The sequence below is a fragment of the Bradyrhizobium viridifuturi genome (genome assembly GCF_001238275.1).
GTDB lineage: Bacteria > Pseudomonadota > Alphaproteobacteria > Rhizobiales > Xanthobacteraceae > Bradyrhizobium > Bradyrhizobium viridifuturi.
Genome location: NZ_LGTB01000013.1, coordinates 1 through 15,455 on the forward strand (window position 1 = coordinate 1; position 15,455 = coordinate 15,455).

Annotated in this window: 18 protein-coding genes; 4 read left to right on the forward strand and 14 right to left on the reverse strand. The window is 66.3% G+C overall.

From position 1 onward, the window contains the following. Positions 1 to 102 precede the first annotated feature (102 nt). The 9 genes from ALC15_RS13510 to phnG are packed head-to-tail and all read right to left on the reverse strand — an operon-like array spanning position 103 to position 7,076. On the reverse strand, positions 103 to 714 hold the full coding sequence (locus ALC15_RS13510) for a pyridoxamine 5'-phosphate oxidase family protein (protein ID WP_050627644.1): 612 nt from the start codon (positions 712 to 714) through the stop codon (positions 103 to 105). Between the two features lie 35 nt (positions 715 to 749). After that, entirely contained in the window at positions 750 to 1,343 is a 594-nt protein-coding gene (gene phnN, locus ALC15_RS13515) for a phosphonate metabolism protein/1,5-bisphosphokinase (PRPP-forming) PhnN (RefSeq protein ID WP_050627645.1), read from the reverse strand. Further along, a complete protein-coding gene (locus tag ALC15_RS13520) occupies positions 1,340 to 2,494 on the reverse strand; it encodes an alpha-D-ribose 1-methylphosphonate 5-triphosphate diphosphatase (RefSeq protein WP_050627646.1) in 1,155 nt (384 codons plus the stop codon). Before ALC15_RS13520 ends, phnN begins: the two co-directional genes overlap by 4 nt. A gap of 13 nt (positions 2,495 to 2,507) precedes the next feature. Further along, positions 2,508 to 3,206 (reverse strand): phosphonate C-P lyase system protein PhnL, encoded by a 699-nt coding sequence (gene phnL, locus ALC15_RS13525; RefSeq protein WP_050627647.1) that lies wholly within the window; start codon positions 3,204 to 3,206, stop codon positions 2,508 to 2,510. A gap of 8 nt (positions 3,207 to 3,214) precedes the next feature. Then, a complete protein-coding gene (gene phnK / locus ALC15_RS13530; RefSeq protein WP_050627648.1) occupies positions 3,215 to 4,012 on the reverse strand; it encodes a phosphonate C-P lyase system protein PhnK in 798 nt (265 codons plus the stop codon). Then, positions 4,005 to 4,889, reverse strand: coding sequence for an alpha-D-ribose 1-methylphosphonate 5-phosphate C-P-lyase PhnJ (locus ALC15_RS13535; protein ID WP_050627649.1), 885 nt, complete (start codon positions 4,887 to 4,889; stop codon positions 4,005 to 4,007). The genes phnK and ALC15_RS13535 overlap by 8 nt, the downstream gene beginning before the upstream one ends. Then, the gene (locus ALC15_RS13540; protein ID WP_050627650.1) at positions 4,886 to 5,989 is read right to left on the reverse strand and encodes a carbon-phosphorus lyase complex subunit; all 1,104 of its coding nucleotides are present in this window, start codon (positions 5,987 to 5,989) and stop codon (positions 4,886 to 4,888) included. The genes ALC15_RS13535 and ALC15_RS13540 overlap by 4 nt, the downstream gene beginning before the upstream one ends. A 3-nt stretch (positions 5,990 to 5,992) precedes the next feature. After that, positions 5,993 to 6,601, reverse strand: a complete 609-nt coding sequence (gene phnH, locus ALC15_RS13545) for a phosphonate C-P lyase system protein PhnH (protein WP_050627651.1) — start codon at positions 6,599 to 6,601, stop codon at positions 5,993 to 5,995. Positions 6,602 to 6,605: 4 nt separating this feature from the next. Further along, positions 6,606 to 7,076 carry a phosphonate C-P lyase system protein PhnG gene (gene phnG / locus ALC15_RS13550; RefSeq protein ID WP_094193865.1) on the reverse strand — a complete coding sequence of 157 codons (471 nt, stop codon included), beginning with the start codon at positions 7,074 to 7,076 and terminating at the stop codon, positions 6,606 to 6,608. 104 nt (positions 7,077 to 7,180) lie between these two features. On the opposite strand from phnG, the gene phnF reads away from it, so the two are divergent. Then, positions 7,181 to 7,906, forward strand: coding sequence for a phosphonate metabolism transcriptional regulator PhnF (gene phnF / locus ALC15_RS13555; protein ID WP_050627652.1), 726 nt, complete (start codon positions 7,181 to 7,183; stop codon positions 7,904 to 7,906). 181 nt (positions 7,907 to 8,087) lie between these two features. Here phnF and phnE (ALC15_RS13560) read toward each other — a convergent pair whose 3' ends face one another. From phnE (ALC15_RS13560) to phnC, 4 genes are all read right to left on the reverse strand, one after another. After that, entirely contained in the window at positions 8,088 to 8,936 is an 849-nt protein-coding gene (gene phnE, locus ALC15_RS13560) for a phosphonate ABC transporter, permease protein PhnE (protein ID WP_050627653.1), read from the reverse strand. Then, positions 8,933 to 9,817 (reverse strand): phosphonate ABC transporter, permease protein PhnE, encoded by an 885-nt coding sequence (gene phnE, locus ALC15_RS13565; protein ID WP_050627654.1) that lies wholly within the window; start codon positions 9,815 to 9,817, stop codon positions 8,933 to 8,935. The genes phnE (ALC15_RS13560) and phnE (ALC15_RS13565) overlap by 4 nt, the downstream gene beginning before the upstream one ends. 81 nt (positions 9,818 to 9,898) lie before the next feature. After that, the gene (gene phnD, locus ALC15_RS13570) at positions 9,899 to 10,828 is read right to left on the reverse strand and encodes a phosphonate ABC transporter substrate-binding protein (protein ID WP_050627655.1); all 930 of its coding nucleotides are present in this window, start codon (positions 10,826 to 10,828) and stop codon (positions 9,899 to 9,901) included. A 75-nt stretch (positions 10,829 to 10,903) separates the two neighbouring features. After that, entirely contained in the window at positions 10,904 to 11,719 is an 816-nt protein-coding gene (gene phnC / locus ALC15_RS13575) for a phosphonate ABC transporter ATP-binding protein (protein WP_021076809.1), read from the reverse strand. A gap of 210 nt (positions 11,720 to 11,929) precedes the next feature. Between phnC and ALC15_RS13580 the strand changes: the two genes are divergently transcribed. From ALC15_RS13580 to ALC15_RS13590, 3 genes are read left to right on the forward strand one after another with little or no spacing between them, the layout of a single operon-like run. Next, positions 11,930 to 12,595, forward strand: coding sequence for an LbetaH domain-containing protein (locus tag ALC15_RS13580; RefSeq protein ID WP_050627656.1), 666 nt, complete (start codon positions 11,930 to 11,932; stop codon positions 12,593 to 12,595). After that, on the forward strand, positions 12,592 to 13,764 hold the full coding sequence (locus ALC15_RS13585) for an alpha-D-ribose 1-methylphosphonate 5-triphosphate diphosphatase (protein ID WP_050627657.1): 1,173 nt from the start codon (positions 12,592 to 12,594) through the stop codon (positions 13,762 to 13,764). Before ALC15_RS13580 ends, ALC15_RS13585 begins: the two co-directional genes overlap by 4 nt. 9 nt (positions 13,765 to 13,773) lie before the next feature. Beyond that, positions 13,774 to 14,466 carry a DUF1045 domain-containing protein gene (locus tag ALC15_RS13590; RefSeq protein WP_050627658.1) on the forward strand — a complete coding sequence of 231 codons (693 nt, stop codon included), beginning with the start codon at positions 13,774 to 13,776 and terminating at the stop codon, positions 14,464 to 14,466. Here ALC15_RS13590 and ALC15_RS13595 read toward each other — a convergent pair. Then, on the reverse strand, positions 14,463 to 15,413 hold the full coding sequence (locus ALC15_RS13595; RefSeq protein WP_244486056.1) for a LysR substrate-binding domain-containing protein: 951 nt from the start codon (positions 15,411 to 15,413) through the stop codon (positions 14,463 to 14,465). The two genes, ALC15_RS13590 and ALC15_RS13595, sit on opposite strands and share 4 nt — an antisense overlap. Positions 15,414 to 15,455 lie beyond the last annotated feature (42 nt).

The following is a 15,455-nucleotide window of genomic DNA, read 5'->3' on the forward strand; positions in this document are numbered from 1 at the left end:
GGGTGAGGGGGACTCACCGCATATCTCACGCTCACCGTCATCGCGGCACGACCCCTCACCCCGACCCTCTCCCCGCAAAAGCGGGGCGAGGGAGACAAGACATCACCACATCGTCTGCCGCGCGCGCTCCGGCCATTCCCGATCGTACTTCTCGCCGCCGACCGTGTGCTCGCTCATCTCGGCAAGGATCTGGCCCGGCGTCGGCAGGGTTGCCGGATCGATTCGCTTGTCCGGATTCCAGAGGTCGGAGCGCACGATCGCGCGGGCGCACTGGAAGTAGATCTCCTCCACATTCATCACGATGACAGTGCGCGGCGCCTTGCCTTCCATCATGAAGGAGGCCAGCAGCTCCGGCTCGGCCATAATGAAGGCGCGGCCGTTGACGCGCAACGTGCTGCCCGATCCCGGGATCAGGAACAGCAGCCCGACGCGGGGATCGCGCACGATGTTGCGCAGCGAATCGCAGCGATTATTGCCGCGGCGATCCGGCATCATCAGCGTCTTCGCATCATGGATGCGCACGAAGCCCGGCAGGTCACCGCGCGGCGAGCAATCGAGCCCTTCGGGGCCGGAGGTCGCCAGCGACACGAACGGTGATTTCTCGATGAGCACACGATAGAGCGGCGTCACGTGATCGGCGACCTTCACGGTCGACGCGTCGTTCGGGAAACCGTAGATCGCCTCAAGCTGCTCGATCGTAGAGATCACCGACATCAGTGCTGTTCTCCTTTGTGGCCACTCGTGTGCTGTCACTCGTCCCAGCGTTCGCCCTTGATGATGCGGACGAGCTGTCGCGCGTGATACTCGGCGGTGCCGGAATTGACGATGGTGAAATCGGGCGTCGAGGTGCTCTCGTCGACGGTGCGGGCCAGCCGCTGCGCGAGCAGGCCGTCGCTGCTGCGCGCCCGCATCGAGAGCCGGGCGGCCAGCACATCCGGCGGCGCCGTGACCAGCACCACAACGGCACTGGCATAGTTGCGGCGGGCGGCCGCGATCACCATGCGCGAGACGTTGGCGATCACGGTACGTCCGGCGCGGATCTCGTCGTTGATGGCCCGCGACAGCGCATAGCGATGGCCATGCGCTTCCCAGTGCATGGCGTATTCGCCGGCCGCGGCCGCTTGCTGGAAAGCCTCCGCGCCGATCTCCTCATTGTCTTCCGACGCCGAGGCCTGGCGGGTGATCAAACGGCGCGGAAACACGACGTCGCGATCATCGGCGCAGGCCGCTTTCGCCAGCCCAAGCAGCGTATCCTTGCCGGCGCCGCTCGGTCCGACCACCAGGATCAACCGGCCCGGCCCGATCGCAGCGCGCTGCTCGGCGATCACGGACGCTTCGGTCACGCGACCCTCCCCCCTTCGCGCCAGACGCTGCGCACCACCGGCAGGTCACGCGCGACGTGCACGCGGATCAAATCGGCGCGCCGGCCGACCGCGATCTCGCCACGATCGGACAGGCCGACCGCTTCGGCCGGCGTCTTGGTCACGGTGCGCACGGCGGAGGCAAGGTCGATCGCCGGCACATGCCGCGGCAGTTGCAGCGCCGCCATCAACAGGCTCGACGGAATGTAGTCCGACGACAGGATATCGAGCATGCCCTCATTGGCGAGATCGACGGCGGCGATGTTGCCGGAATGCGAGCCGCCGCGCACCACGTTCGGCGCACCCATCAGGATGTCGATGCCGGCGGCGTGCAAGCCCCGCGCGGCTTCCATCGTGGTCGGGAATTCCGCGACCGCGACCCTGTCGTTGACGGCGTCGACCACGTTCTCGTCGGTGGTGTCGTCGTGGCTTGCCAGCGGGATCTTGTACTCATGGGCCAACGCGACGATCGCGCGGGTGTTCGCAACGGCATATTCCTTCTGATAGGCGAAGCGCCGCGCGAACAGCACATCGAGCTGGGCGTCGGTCATGCCGCCGCCCTTGCCACGGTAGTAATCGCGCAGCTTGACCTCGTCGCGGAACTGGCGTTGGCCCGGCGTGTGGTCCATCAGCGACATCAGCCGCACGTCCGGCCGGTCGATCAGCTCCTTGGCCTCGGCGACGACGTCAGGCATCGGCACCTCGCAGCGCAGATGTAGGAAGTGATCGGCGCGCAGCAGGTTCTCCTCGCGCGCCGCCGAGATCGCCGCCGCCAGCACGCCGGCGCGGCCATCGACGTCCTCGGCGCCGTCCTCGCGCCAGACCCGCAGCGAGTCCAGCACCGTGGTGATGCCCGAGGTCGCGAGCTGCCCGTCATAGGAGATCACGGCGGCGACCGGATTCCAGAACACCTTGGGCCGCGGCACGTAGTGCATCTCGAGATGGTCGGTGTGCAGCTCGATCAGCCCGGGCATCACGAGGTCGCCGCCGGCATCTTCGGCGGCCTCGGGCGCCCTGCCCTCGCCGAACTCCGCGATCTTGCCGTCAACGATAGCCACCCAGCCCTGCTCGATCACGCGATCGGCGAGGACCAGCCGAGCGTTGCCGATGATGGTGTCTTGCTTGGCAGTCATTTCAAACGGTCCTTCAGGCAGCAGCAGCGAACGAGGTCACATCGACGATGCGATCGGCAATCAGATGACGGATTTCGTCGTCATGGACAATCGCGACCATCGCGACGCCCCTGGTCTTTTTCTCCGCAATCAGCTCGACCACCACTGCGCGATTCGCCGCATCGAGCGAAGCGGTCGGCTCGTCCAGCAGCAGGATCGGCAGGTCCGAGATGAAGCCGCGCGCGATGTTGACGCGCTGCTGCTCGCCGCCGGAGAAGGTCGAGGGCGGCAGGGACCAGAGCCGCTCCGGAATGTTGAGCCGGCGCAGCAGCTTCCCTGCGCGCTCGCGGGCTTCCTCGCGCGCCACGCCATTGACGATCAGGGGTTCGGCGACGACGTCGATGGTCGCCACCCGGGGCACGGCGCGCAGGAACTGGCTGACATAGCCGATGGTCGAGCGGCGGATGCTCAGCACCTGGCGCGGCTCGGCGGTCGCAAGGTCGATCACCTTGCCGTGGTGGCGGATGCCGATTCGGCCGCTGTCGCAGCGATAATTGCCGAAGATCATCTTCAGGATCGAGGATTTGCCGGCGCCCGACGGGCCCGACAGCACCACGCATTCGCCGGGATCGGCGTGGAACGAGACGCCGCGCACCACGGGCAGCTCGACGCCGCCCTGCAGATGCATGGTGAAAGTCTTCTCGGCGTTGGCAAGTTCGATCATCGCGGTCATTGGCAAGCTCATGGCGGCAGAATCGAGGAAACGAGCAGCTGGGTATAGGGCTCGCGCGGATCGTCGAGCACCTGGTCGGTGAGGCCGGTCTCGATGACGCGACCGCCCTTCATCACCATCACGCGATGCGACAGCAGGCGCGCGACGGCAAGGTCGTGGGTCACGACGATCGCGGCAAGGCCGAGCTCGCTGACGAGGTTGCGCATCAAGTCGAGCAGGCGCGCCTGCACCGAGACGTCGAGGCCGCCGGTCGGCTCGTCCATGAACACCAGCCGCGGCTCGGTGACGAGGTTGCGCGCGATCTGAAGCCGCTGTCGCATGCCGCCGGAATAGGTCTTCGGCGCATCGTCGATGCGGCCGACATCGATCTCGACCCGATCCAGCCAGGTCGACGCGGTGTCTCTGATACGACCGTAGTGATTCCAGCCGACCGCCATCAGCCGTTCGCTGACATTGGCGCCGGCCGAGACGCCCATGCGCAATCCCTGCGCCGGGTCCTGATGCACAAAACCCCAGTCGGTACGGAACAAGAAGCGCCGCTCCGCCTCGCCGAGCTCGGCGAGATCGCGCAGCACGCCGTCGCGCATCCGGTAGGAGACGCGGCCCGCGCTCGGCGCGAGCTGCGCGGAGAGCAGCTGCAGCAGCGTCGACTTGCCCGAACCGGATTCGCCGACGATCGCCAACACCTCGCCGGGATAGAGCGCGAACGAGACATCGCGGCAGGCCGGCAGCCGGCCGTAATTCTTGGCAAGTCCTTCGGCCACCAGCAGCGGCTGGTCGTTGTCGGGGCTCGAAAGCTCAGACATGCGCCTTCTCCTTGTGCGGTGCCGCGCTCTCGGTGCCATGATGCCCGGCGGCCTGGCGCTGCTCGCAGAAGTCGGTATCGGAGCAGACGAACATCCGGCCGCCCTTGTCGTCGGTGACAATCTCGTCGAGATAGGAATTGTCGGCGCCGCACAGCGCGCAGGGCGCGTTGAAGCGGTAGCGCGTGAACGGATGATCCTCGAAGTCCAGCGAGACCACCGTGGTGTAAGGCGGGATCGCGTAGATGCGCTTCTCGCGTCCGGCGCCGAACAACTGCAGCGCCGCGCAATTGTCCATCTTCGGGTTGTCGAATTTCGGCGTCGGCGACGGGTCCATCACATAGCGCGCATTCACCTTCACCGGATAGGCGTAGGCGGTCGCGATGTGGCCGAAGCGCGCGATGTCCTCGTACAGCTTGACATGCATCAAGCCGTATTCAGCGAGCGCATGCATGCGCCGCGTCTCGGTCTCGCGCGGCTCGAGGAAGCGCAGCGGCTCGGGGATCGGCACCTGATAGACCATCACCTGCCCCGCATGCAGCGTCGCCTCGGGAATGCGGTGCCGGGTCTGGATCACGGTCGCATCGGTCGTCGAGGTCGTGGTCGCGACTCCCGCGGTCTTGCCGAAGAACTTGCGGATCGAGATCGCGTTGGTGGTGTCGTCGGAGCCCTGGTCGATCACCTTCAGCACGTCGTCGGGACCGAGGATCGCCGCCGTCACCTGCACGCCGCCGGTGCCCCAGCCATAGGGCATCGGCATCTCGCGGCTCGCGAACGGCACCTGATAGCCGGGGATCGCGATCGCCTTCAGAATCGCGCGGCGGATCATCCGCTTGGTCTGCTCGTCGAGATAGGCGAAATTGTATGCCGGCGCGTTCATTCCGCGGCCTCCTGCAGTTCGACCGCCTGATTGGCCTCCGCGAACTCCTGCCGCAGCTTGCGCAGCAGGCCGAGTTCGGACTGGAAGTCGACGTAATGCGGCAGCTTGAGATGTTCGACGAAGCCGGTCGACTGAACATTGTCGGAGTGCGACATCACGAATTCCTCGTCCTGCGCCGGCGCCCCCGCCTCCTCGCCGAGCTCGCGCGCACGGAGCGCACGGTCGACCAGCGCCATCGACATGGTCTTGCGCTCGCTCTGCCCGAAGGCGAGACCATAGCCGCGGGTGAAGCACGGCGCCTCGGTGGTCGAGCCCTTGAACTGGTTGACCATCTGGCACTCGGTCAGCTCGATCGAGCCGAGCGGCACGGCGAAGCCTGCATCCTCGGCGAAGAACTCGACCTCGACCTCGCCGAAGCGGATCTCGCCGGCGAACGGATGATTGCGGCCGTAGCCGCGCTGCGTCGAATAGCCGAGAGCAAGCAGGAAGCCTTCGTCGCCGCGCGCCAGGTTCTGCAGCCGCAGGTCGCGATCGGCCGGGAAGCTCAGCGGCTCGCGCGTGAGGTCGCCGACCGGCGCGTCGCTTTCTGCCTGCGGCGACGTCTCGATCAGGCCGTCGCGGCCGAGAATGTCGGTGACCCGCGGCGTGGCCGCCTGCGAGGCCTCCGCCGTCATCGGCTGCTCCGGCACGAAGCCTTCCGCGAGCTGCGGATCGAGCAGGCGATGGGTGTAGTCGAAGGTCGGCCCCAGGATCTGGCCGCCCGGAACGTCCTTGAAGGTCGAGGAGATGCGCCGCCACACCTGCATGTCGCCGGTGTTGACCGGCTCGGTGGCGCCGAACCGCGGCAACGTGGCGCGGAAGGCGCGCACCAGGAAGATCGCCTCGATCAAGTCGCCGCGCGCCTGCTTGATCGCGAGCGCCGCAAGCTCGCGGTCGTACAGCGAGCCTTCGGTCATCACGCGATCGACCCCGAGCGCGAGCTGCTCGGAGATCTGCGCCAGCGTCACCTCGGGCACATCGCGATCGCCGCGCCGTTCATGCGCCAGCAGCCGATGAGCGTTCTCGATGGCGCGCTCGCCTCCCTTGACGGCTACATACATCGCTCACACTCCGCTTGCGATCAGCCGCGTGGTGCGCGGAATCGCGACAATCTTGTCGTCATGGACCAGCACGACATCGATGCCGCGCGGGAACAGGGCTTCGTTGATCGACAGCCGCTGGAACAGGTCGCGCGGCTTGATCATCGCCTGCAGCACCGCGCTGCCGTCGATGCCCGGTCCCTTCAGCTCGAAGGCCGGCCCCTGGGTCAGGCTGTCGACCTGCAGGATCAGCGTGGTCGACCGGTCCGGATATTCGCTGCTGCCGAACGCGAAGCGCTCCAGCGCCGGCAGGTTCGCGGCATCGCCGATCAGCGCGAAGCTCGCGATCGAGGAATCCGCGATCACCGGCGCGCTGGCGTGAAATTTCAGCCATCGCGCGACGTCCGGCGTCGCCGACATCGCGGCGTCGAGCCAGATCGGCGTGTCGTGATCGAACAGCGTCAGCGCAATCGCGGCCGAACCGCGCATCATGCCGGCCGGCGTTCCGACATCAGCGGCGACGCGCTGCACGCTGCCCGGGCGCGCCATCGCATCCATCACGGAGCGGAACGTTGATTGCGCCGACAGCACCTTGTCGGCAAAGCCTGCGGGCATTTCGGCAATCGTCGTCATTGCATCATCCCTCACCGCGCACCATCGTGTAGAAATCGACCCTCGTCGCCGCGGTCTCAGCCGCCTTGCGGCTGCGCTCGGCATCCACAGCGGCACGCAGCGGCGCGATCACCTTGGCCTCCACCTCGCCGGACAATTCCGCCGACTGCACCATGGCGTCGCACAGCGCGATCATCCGCGCCTTCTCGGCGTCACGGCCGAGCGTGTAGCCGAAGCCGACCTCGCCGCTCGCAAGCCGCACCGCCGCGCGCGACACCGTCGCTTCGCCGAGATTGAACGGCGCGCCGTCGCCGCCGACCCGGCCGCGCAGCATCACGAGGCCGTTCTCCGGCTCGCGCAGGTTCTCGTGCTTCGGGATCGCGATCGCCGCCAGCCGGCCTGCGATGTCGGCAGCGGCCGAGTGCGCGAGCACCGTCATCGCAGCCTTGCGCTGGGCCTGCTTGCTGTTTGGTCCGGTCGAACTGGTCGAACTCATGTGCAACCTTGCGTGCATCAAGTTGTCTATGTTAATAGACAACTTGATAGCCGAGCGCCATGACTGTTTCGTGACAAGCCGAAGATTTCTGGTATCACCGCGCGATGAGCATGCAGGAAAGTTCCGGCGTCGCCTTGTGGCGGCAAGTTGCCGACGGCATCGAGCGCGGCATCGCTGACGGCCGCTTTGCCGCCGGCGAAAAGCTGCCGGGCGAGATGGAGATCGCGGAGACGTACCGGGTCAACCGCCACACGGTGCGGCGCGCGCTCGCCGCACTGGCCGAGCGCGGCCTGGTGCGCGCCGAGCGCGGCAGCGGCACCTATGTCGAAGCTCAGCGCCTGGCCTATCCCTTGCGCTCACGCACGCGATTTTCCGAAATCGTCGGCGCCGGTGGTCACGAGCCGCGCGGCCAGTTGATCGATGCCGGCGAGGATATTGCCAACCGCGAGATCGCGCGCGAACTCGGCCTGAAGATCGGCGCCCCGCTGATCCGGATCGAAGCGGTGCGGCTCGCCGACCGGACGCCGATCTGCGTTTCCACCACCTGGCTGTCGGCCGAGCGGTTTCCCGATGCCGGCAGCGTGTTCGCCAACGTCCACTCGATGACCAAGCTGCTCGCGCATTACGGCGTGAAGGATTACCACCGCGCGTCGACCCGGATCACCGCGGCGATTGTCGATGCGACCGACGCCGCCCGGCTTGATTTGCCGCTGGGACGGCCGGTGCTGGTGGTCGACGCGACCGACGTCGATATGCTGGACCAGCCGCTGGTGACCAAGCGCTCGCGCTTCGCCGCCGAGCGCATGGAGTTCCTGGTCGAGAACGGTTGACGGCATACGCGCTCGCTCCGCACGATTTCGGAATACTGGAAATCTATCCCTGAGTTGCCCGACGCGTCAAGTTGCCTTGTCGAATGCCGGCGACCGCCGGCTCCTTTGCATGGGGTTGTTTTCGTTATTTTGGCTGCGCGCAATGGCGGCAGCCGCACGCGGGGAGAGGCGAAAGGAGAAGCTATGCTACCGCCCGCTGGCCGATGATGGCAAAGCGCAGCTTGCTGGAGATGAAGTCGATCGCGGCGACCGCGATCAGGATCATCTGGATCAGGAACGACACCTTCTGCCATTCCAGCACGCGGATCTGCTCGGCGAGCTGCAAGCCGATGCCGCCGGCGCCGACGATGCCGATGATGGTGGCGGAACGGGTGTTCGATTCGATGAAGTAGAGCACCTGGCCTGCGATGACCGGCAGCACCTGCGGCAGCAGTCCGAACCGGATCTCATGCAGCGCATTGCCGCCAGAGGCACGGATACCCTCGACCTGCTTGCGGTCCGCCGCCTCGATTGCCTCCGAGAACAGCTTTCCGAACGCGCCGAAGTCGGAGACCATGATCGCCAGCACGCCGGCGAACGGGCCGAGGCCGACGACGTTGATCCAGACCAGCGCCCAGATCAGCGTATCGACGCCGCGGATCGAGTCCAGGAAACGGCGCACCGGAAAGCGGATCAGGTTGGACGGGATGATGTTGCGCGCCGCCAGCAGGCTGACCGGCAGCGCGAACAGCGCTGCGAGCGTGGTGCCGAGCAGCGCGATCGACAGCGTCTCGCCGAGCGCCTGCATGTAGAGCGGGAACGATGAGCCGGGGTTCGGCGGGATCATCATCATGGTGATCCAGCCGAGCTGGCTCATCCCGGTGATCAGCTTGGTCGGCGAGAAGTCGAGATCGACCAGGCCGTAGACGAAGATCGCGAGCGCTGCGGCGATCATGGCCGGCATTGCCAGCCGCGCCGACGCCGGACGTTCGAACACGCCGGGATATTTTCCGCGCAACTCAGCGGTGTCCGGTTTCGGCATCTGGCTCATCGGCGGGTCTCCTTGCCGAACAGCCGGCCGCGCAGCCAGCCGGTCGAGATGTCGATGATGAAGACGGTGACGATGATGGTGACGAGGATGGCGCTGACGTCGGAATAGTAGAACTTGCGGATCGCGACCACGAGCTCCTGCCCGATGCCGCCGGCGCCGACGAAGCCCATCACCGACGCTTCGCGGACGTTGATCTCGAAGCGCAGCAGCGCGTAGCTGGCATAGCCCGCCGAGACCTGCGGCAGGATGGCAAAGCGCATGCAGGACAGCCAGCTGGCGCCGGTGGAGCGGATGCCCTCGACCGGCTTCATGTCGGCATTCTCGACGATCTCGGCGAACAGTTTTCCGAGCGCGCCGGTGGTGTGGATCGCGATCGCCAGCACGCCGGCCATCGGCCCGAGGCCGAACGCGATCACGAAGATCAGCGCGAACACGATGCCGGGCACTGTGCGGGCGAATTCGAGCAGCCGGCGGATGATGAAGCGCACCCACGGTCCCGGCGAAGTGTTCTGGGCGGCAAAGAAATTCAGCATGAAGGCGAACACCGCACCGGTCAGGGTGCCGACGTAACTGATCAGCAGCGTCTCGCCGAGCAGGCGCAGCCACTTCTTCAGCCCCCAGAACCATTCCAGCGGGTCGGTCCAGACCCGCGCACCGGAGTCCAGCGTCAGGATGCGGTCGAAATAACTGAGGAAGTTGCCGAAATAGGTGAAGAACGTGTGCAGGTTCACTTCGGCGCCGAGCGCGGCGATGAACAGTGCCGCGCAGAACACCGCGGTCGCCACCGTCGCCTTCAGCCGCTTGCGCGCAACCGCCTCGCGATAGGCATCGTTCAGCGTCGCCAGTTGCTGCGATGGAAGGATGGATATGGCGGTCGCCATCGATGCGGGCCAGTCTGCTGGATGGATGAACGAAAAGGGCCGGGTTGTCGAAACCCGGCCCAAGTCAGCGACGATGTGTGATCAGGAGCCCTTCTTGCGCAGGGCGTCGACGAACTTGATCAGCTCGATGGTCTTGTCGTAGTCGGCGTTGGTGACCGTCTGCCACGGCAGGTTCTTGCCGTCGGACAGCTTCTTGAAGGCTTCCGGATCCTTCTTCGGCATGTCGAGGAAGGCCTGCTTGATCTTCGCCTTCATGTCGTCGGGAAGGCTCTCGAGGTAAGCGTAGGGCGAGTTGATGATCAGGTCGGACTTCACGATGATCCGGAAGTCTTCCTTCTTCAGCGGCGTGCCGTCGCTCGACTTCACCATGTTCTTGGCGAGCATGCGGGTCAGGTTGGAATCGTCGTCGGCATTCCACCAGTTGGCGGCAACGTCGACGGTGCCCTGCGCCAGCGCCAGCACCGCGTTCTCGTGGCTGCCGGTGAACACCACCTTGGAGAAATAGGTCTCCGGATCGATGCCCGTCGCGTTCAGCTTGAAACGCGGCATGTTGTTGCCCGAGGTCGAGTTCGGATCGACCAGGCCGAGGTTCTTGCCCTTGAGGTCCTCGACCTTCTGGTACGGGCTCTTGGCGAGCACGTAAAACACCGAATAGTAGCCCTTCGAACCATCGGCATTGACGTCGATCACGAACGCATCGGTCTTGACGCCGGTGAGACGGGCGCGGGCAAACGACGCCGGGCCGTAATAGCCGATGTGGATGTTGCCGGCGCGCTGGCCCTCGATGACGGCCGCGTAGTCGTTGGCGACGCGCAGGTTCACCTTGATGCCGAGTTCCTTGGTCAGATACTCCGTGAGCGGACCGTAGCGCTCGGTGACGCCGGAGCCGTTTTCGGCCGGGATCACGGCAAAGGTGATCTCCGGATATTTGGCCTTCCAGTCCTCGGCCGAAGCCGAGCCGGCGAATGCCAGTGCGGCTGCGCCGGCCAGAATGATGCGACGAGTGATCATGTTACCCCTCTTTGGTAGTTACGCCTGTTGGCCGGGCGAAATGCCCGGTCGTCCAGATTTTCGGTGATGCGACGCTCAGGCCGCGGCTGCGGTGCCGAGCGCCGGAGCAGTTGCGCCGTCGGGCGCCGGCAGCGGTGCTGCGCCGATGACGTCATTGGCCTCGAGGTCATAGAGCTCGCGGGCGATATGGTCGGTGAGCGCCGCCGGCGCTCCGTCGAACACCACGCGGCCGGCCGCCATGCCGACCAGGCGGTCGCAGTAAGTGCGCGCGAGGTCGAGCGAGTGCAGATTGCAGAGCACGGTGATGCCGAAATGCTTGTTGATGCGCAGCAGTGCATCCATCACGATCTTGGTGTTGCGCGGATCGAGCGAGGCGATCGGCTCGTCGGCGAGAATGATGTCGGGCTCCTGCACCAGCGCGCGGGCGATCGCGACGCGCTGCTGCTGACCGCCCGAGAGCTGGTCGGCGCGCTGCGCCGCAAGCTGGGCGATGTCGAACTGCTCGAGCGCAGACAGCGCCAGCGCCCTGTCCTGCTCCGGCCAGACCTGCGCCAGCGAGCGCCATGACGGGATCTGGGCGAGCCGGCCCATCAGCACATTGGTCAGCACGTCGAGACGGCCGACCAGATTGAACTGCTGGAAGATCATCGCCGAGCGCGCCCGCCACTGGCGCAGCGCCTTGCCGCGCAGCGCGGTGACATCGGTGCCTTCGAACAGGATACGGCCGGAGGTCGGATCGGCGAGACGGTTGATCATCCGCAGCAGCGTCGACTTGCCGGCACCGGAGCGACCGATCACGCCGACAAAGCTGCCCGGCGCAATCGAAAAGGAAGCGTTGTCGACTGCGGCTTTTGCGCCGAAACGGCACGTCAACCCTTCCACCACCAGCATGTAATGCTCCAACCGCGTCGCGTTGGGCCATCGCTATCCCCGGCGTTTTACAGTTATGTGACGGCTGCGCCGCGGTGCGGCGATCGTACACACCCTCGCGCGTCGCTCCCTTGCCGTCATCGCAACGTCATGATGTTGTCATCAAGCATCCCGATGACGAGCGCGCATCCCACGGAAGCCCAAGATTCTTCGAGATTTGCGGAGGCCCTGATGGCCGGAAAAACACTCTCGGTTGTGCCGACTGTCGACCCGACTGCGTCGGTGCGCGAGAGCAAGCTCGGCAAATACACCGAGGTCGGCGCGCGCACGATCCTGCTTGAAGTCAGCATGGATGACTATTCCTACGTCGTGAACGACAGCCAGATCACCTACACCTCGGTCGGCAAGTTCTGCTCGATCGCGGCAATGACGCGGATCAATCCCGGCAACCACCCGATGCATCGCGCGACTCAGGCACATTTCACCTACCGCGCCAGCGCTTATTTTCCCGGAGAGAGCGACGACACCGACTTCTTCGACTGGCGACGTGCGCATCACGTGCATATCGGCCATGACGTGTGGATCGGTCACGGCGCGATTTTACTGCCGGGACGGAACGTCGGAACCGGCGCGGTCGTCGCCGCCGGCGCGATCGTGACCAAGGATGTCCCTGCCTATACCATCGTTGCCGGTAATCCGGCGCGTCCGGTGAAGCGGCGCTTCTCCGAGGCAACAGCGGATCGCCTCACTGCGCTCGCGTGGTGGGATTGGGATCACGAAACACTTCGTCGTGTCCTGCCCGACTTTCGCAGGCTGGCGGTCGAGGAATTCCTCGACAAGTATGAGGCCGAGGCCGTATCCCAATCACAGGACAAGCAACGGAGCGCCGCATCGTGACGGACATTTTCATCGAGGGCGGACGCACGCTGGTTGACGGTGCCCTGGTCGAGACCTCGCTGCGGACCTCGGGCCGCGACATCGGCGCGCTCGACGCCGAGCAAGGCCGCGCCGCGCTCCACATCGATGCCCGCGGCCTGCTGGTGCTGCCCGGCATCATCGATCTGCACGGCGATGCGTTCGAGCGGCAGATGATGCCGCGGCCAAGCGTCGACTTCCCGACCGACGTGGCGTTGATCGACAGCGACCGGCAGGCGATCGCCAACGGCATCACCACCGTCTTCCATGGCACGACGTGGTCGTGGGAGCCCGGCCTGCGCAGCGCGGAAAATGCGCGCAAGCTACTCGATGCGATCGAGGCGCTGCGGCCGCAGCTTGCCGCCGACACGCGCTTCCATCTGCGCCACGAGACCCACAATCTCGAAGCCGAGGCCGAGATCATTCAATGGCTCACCGAAGGCCGCATCGACCTGTTCGCCTTCAACGACCACAGCAATGTCAAGCCGAAGAAGCGCAACCAGCTGGCTGAGCGCACCGGGCTCTCGCTCGAGGCCGTCAACGACATGCTCGATCGGATCGTGTCGCGCCGTGCCGAGGTGCCCGCCTCGATCGCGCGGCTTGCGGCGGCCGCACGCGCGGCTGATATCCGGATGCTCTCGCATGACGACAACAGCCCGGCGATGCGCCAGGAGTTTCGCGCGCTGGGCGCCACGATCGCCGAATTCCCCGTCAATGAAGAGACCGCGCGCGACGCCGCCGCGGCCGGCGACTTCATCGTGTTCGGCGCACCCAACGTGGTGCGCGGCGGCAGCCACACCGGCTGGACCAAGGCATCCGACATGATCGCGCAGGGCCTCTGCTCGGTGCTGGCCTCGGACTACTATTATCCGGCGCAGCTGCTCGCAGCGTTCCGGCTCGCCGCCGACGGCATCCTGCCAATGACCAAGGCCTGGGACCTGATCTCCTCGGCGCCGGCGCGCGCGGCGGGACTCGCCGATCGCGGCGTGCTCGCCGCCGGCCGCCGCGCCGACATCATCGTCGTCGACGACAAGGTGCCGCTGCGCCCGCGTATCGTCGCGGTGATCGTGGCGGGACACCTGGTACATCTGGCGGATGCGAGCTGCCTCGTTCATTCGCTCGCGCCGCGCAAGACGGTTGCGGCGGCGTAGCTCAGCCCCATGGCCAACACTCCACGCTACGCGATCTATTATGCGCCGTCACGCGACAGCGCCCTGCACCGCTTTGGCTCAACGCTGCTCGGCTACGACGCCGTTGACGGCCGCGACCTGCCGTTTCCCGACGGCGTTGCACCCGACTGGCGCGAGGTCACCGAGGACCCGCGCAAATACGGCTTCCACGCCACGCTGAAGGCGCCAACCGCGCTCGCCGATGGCAGGACTGAGGCCGAACTGCTCGATGCCTGCGCCGCCTTCGCCGGCCAGGCCCGGCGGATTCCCGTGATCGAACCGGTGGTCGACGCCATCAGCGGCTTCATTGCCGTGATCCCGGCGAGCCGCTCCGACGATCTGCAGCAGCTTGCCGCCGACTGCGTCGCGGAATTCGACACCTTTCGTGCGCCTCTGACGCCGGAAGATCGCGCGCGGCGCAAACCCGAACGTCTCACCGAGCGGCAGCGCGATTATCTCGACCGCTGGGGCTATCCCTACGTCATGGAGGAATTCCGCTTCCACATGACGCTGACGGGACGGCTGAGCGACGAGCGGCGCGGCCCGATCGTGGCACGGTTGCGCGAGCGATTCGCGGCGATCGAGCTTGCGACGCTCGCAATCGACCGCATCGCGCTATTCAAGCAGACGGACAGCGCATCACGCTTCCGCATCATCGGAAGCTGGCCACTGCAGGCGAACTAGTCCGGCTTGGCGATCTCGGCGAGCAGCCACTTCTTGAAGGTCTGCAGCGCGCGATTGCGCTGCGCGCCCGGCGGATGAACCAGCCAGTAGCTGCCGGTGACGTGGCCGACCGGCAGGAGCCGGCGGATCGTGCCGCGCCGTTCGCTTTCGGCGATGAAGGGCTCGAGCGCGAGCGCAACGCCCGCACCGCGTTCGGCGGCCTGCAGCGCGGCGACAAAGCTGTCGACCGAGATCGCGCGCGCCGCGGCCGGCGCCGGCTCGCCGGCATGCTTGAACCACAGCGGCCAGGCTGCCGGAAATGTCGTGACGTGGATCAGCACGGCGCGACCGAGGTCGGCGGCGGTGCGCAGCTTCAACCGCCGCGCCAGCGCCGGTGCGCCGACCGGAACGGTTCTTACCTCCATCAGGCGATGCGCGACGACGCCTTCGGGCTTGTCAGGCCCGAAACTGATGCCCGCGTCGAACGTCTCGGTGTCGAAATCGACATTGCGGTTGGAGGTCTCGATCGCGAGATCGATTTCGGAATGCCGGGTGAGGAACGCGGATAGCCGCGGGATCAGCCAGGCCGACGCGAATTGCGGCAGCACCTTGAGCCGCAGCCGGCGTTGACCGGCCGCCTCGACCGCCGACTCCGCCTGCGCCAGCAACGCGAACGCGCGGCCGGTCGCAGCAGCCAGCTTCTCGCCGGCATGGGTCGGCCTGGTAACGCGATGGGCGCGATGAAACAGCGCGACGCCGAGATGGACCTCGAGATTGCGGATGCGATGGCTGATCGCCGAGGCGCTGACGTTCAGCACGCCGGCGGCCTCCTTGAAGCTGCCGAGCCTGACCGCGACGTCGAACGCCTGCAGCGCCAGCAGATGCGCCGGCCTGAGGCTCGCGGCAGCGAGGTCGTCCCGCTCCTGCGCTGCGGGCCGGCGGCCCGGCCTTGGGTTGTTCCTGCTCATCGGCCGATCCTAACGGCCGGCCGCCGCCGATGTCGCGTGGAA